This is a genomic window from Mesorhizobium sp. M7A.F.Ca.CA.004.04.2.1, assembly GCF_004022825.1.
Lineage (GTDB): Bacteria > Pseudomonadota > Alphaproteobacteria > Rhizobiales > Rhizobiaceae > Mesorhizobium.
In genome coordinates this window covers 1-2,375 of the sequence record NZ_RZPH01000935.1, presented here as the reverse complement: position 1 = coordinate 2,375, position 2,375 = coordinate 1, and the positions used below count along the sequence as shown (strand labels likewise).

Annotated in this window: 2 protein-coding genes; both read right to left on the bottom strand. The window is 63.9% G+C overall.

The window, feature by feature from the left end; genetic code table 11:
• Positions 1–87: 87 nt before the first annotated feature.
• Complete coding sequence (gene ppx, locus EN893_RS29420) at positions 88–1,623, bottom strand: exopolyphosphatase (RefSeq protein WP_127270757.1); 1,536 nt, start codon at positions 1,621–1,623, stop codon at positions 88–90.
• On the bottom strand, positions 1,623–2,375 hold a 753-nt coding region (locus EN893_RS29415; RefSeq protein WP_348632523.1), incomplete at its 5' end, for a phospholipase D-like domain-containing protein. The genes ppx and EN893_RS29415, both read right to left, overlap by 1 nt.

Here is a 2,375-nt window from a genome sequence, read left to right as displayed (position 1 = left end):
GGCTAGGGTGGGGGTCCTCTTCGCAAGAGTCCATGGCCCTGCGTCGACGGGCGTGGTTCGGCGTAACGCCTACTTGACCGACACGCCCTACTTCACCGACATGCTGGGCCCACCCTCGACAGCCAGCACCAGACGGCGGTTGGTGATCCTTGCCAGTTGCGCCAGGCGCCCGGCCGGCCGCTCGCCATAGAGATCGGCCAGCGATGCCGGCAAGACCAGCGCCAGCACGCCGTTGGCGCGCTGTTCCCATTTCAGCCTGGGCATGATGCCCGGCATCGACGCCGTCAGCAGGTAGACGACGCGCATCATCGCGGCGAGCACGCGCGCCCGCTCCAGATAACGCGGCGGCGCCAACGCCTTGATCTCGGGGGCGATGGCTTCGTTGAAGATGCCGTCGTGACGATAGGCGTTGGCCATGGCCAGGAAGGCACGGCCGGGATGGTCGACGCCGAAGAAGGAGGCGTGCGCGATGATGTTGAGCGATTGCTTGCCGCGATATTCGGGATGCGCGCGCCAGCCGATATCGGCCAGCAATGCGGCCGCGTGGCGATAGCGCGCCTCGTCCTCGGTCTCGTCGATGCCGAAGGCGGCAAAGGTTTTGGCGGTCCAGTCGACAAGTTCATGCGCATGGGTGACGGAGCGCGAGCGCAGGCGTGCAAGCTCCTCCGAGGCCGAAATCAGCGGATCGGCCTTCTGCTCCGCCTCGTCGAGCAGCGAATAGAGAAAGCCTTCACGCACGCCGAGCGCCGAGACGATGATCTTCGACGGCTGCATCGCCGCCATGATCTCCTGCAGCACGACGGCGCCATAGGGCAGCAGCGAACGGCGGTTCTTGGAAACGCCTTCGATGCCCTTGACCTTCTCGATCTCGGCTTTGGCCACCTGCTTGAGGAAATTCGCCGCGCTTTCGGCCGAGATCTCGTAATGGTGCATGACGCCAAGCGGATAGTTGGTCATTTCCATGTGCAGCCGGGCGAGATTTCGCCAGGTGCCGCCGACGGCGTAGAAAGGCCTGCCCTGCCCGCCTTTCAGCAGCTTGGCCTTCGCCAGTTCGTCACGCGCGATCTTCGCCGCCTGGGTCAGCGAGTTCTTCGCCATGTCCTGCAGGCGCAAGCCGCCCAGCGGCAGTGTGATGCCGTCGCCGATCGCTTCGCCGGCGACGTCGACCAGTTCGAGGCTGCCGCCGCCCAGATCGCCGGCGATGCCGTCGGCCGGATGGAAGCCGGAAATGACGCCGAGCGCCGAATAATACGCTTCCTGACGGCCGCTGATGACACGGATCTCGGTCTTCAGCACCTCCTCGGCGCGGTGGATGAAATCAGGGCCATTGACCGCCTCGCGGGCCGCGGCGGTGGCCAGCACATACATCTGCTCGGCGCCGGCCTGGTCGGAAAGCGCGCGAAAGCGACGGAACTCTTCCATCGAGCGCGTCACCGCCTCGGGGTCGAGCTTGCCGGTCGAAACGATGCCCCGGCCGAGACCGGCCAGCATCTTTTCGTTGAACAGCATGGTCGGCGAGCGCGCCAGCCCCTCATAGACGACGAGGCGGATCGAGTTCGATCCGATGTCGATGATGGACAGCGGTCGGCGGTCCTGCAGCCGGCCCTGGGAATCAGACAGCATCAGCCGGACGCTGCAGCGTTCTTCTTGCGGCGCTTGAACTGCGCAATGCGCTTGGGCGCATGCGACTTCAGCGCGTCACCCCGTCCCGACAGGCTCGGATTGGTCATGAAATATTCCTGCGCGTTGAACGGTTCCTCGCCCTCCTCCAGCACGACGCGCCGGGAGGTTCCATCAGCCAATACGTCGAAACTTTGCTGATTGTCCATGATGTTGCCCAGCATGATCTGGCCAAGGATCTGTTCGTGCACAGTTGGATTCGTGATCGGCACCATGGTTTCGACGCGGCGGTCGAGATTGCGCGGCATCAGATCGGCCGAGGAGATGTAGACGATCGCCTCGTCCGACGGCAGGCCGTGACCGTTGCCGAAACAATAGATGCGGCTGTGCTCGAGAAAACGGCCGACGATCGATTTTACGCGGATGTTTTCCGACAGGCCCGGAACCTGCGGCCTCAGGCAGCAGATGCCGCGCACGACCAGGTCGACCTCGACGCCGGCCCGGCTGGCATCGTAGAGCGCGTCGATGATAATCGGATCGACGAGTGCGTTCATCTTCATCCAGATGCGCGCCGGTTTCCCCTGCACCGCGTAGGCAATCTCGTCGGCAATGTGCTTCAGGATGCGGCTTCTCAGCGTGAACGGCGAGATCGCAAGCCGCATTTCGTCGGTCGGCTCGGCATAGCCGGTGATGAAATTGAACAGCTGGGCGACATCGCGGGCAATCGTCGGATCGGTGGTGAAGAAGGACAGGTC

Bases quoted from the DNA above. Each gene is read 5' to 3' on its own strand.
- ppx (WP_127270757.1), bottom strand. From the start codon at position 1,623: ATGCTGTCTGATTCCCAGGGCCGGCTGCAGGACCGCCGACCGCTGTCC.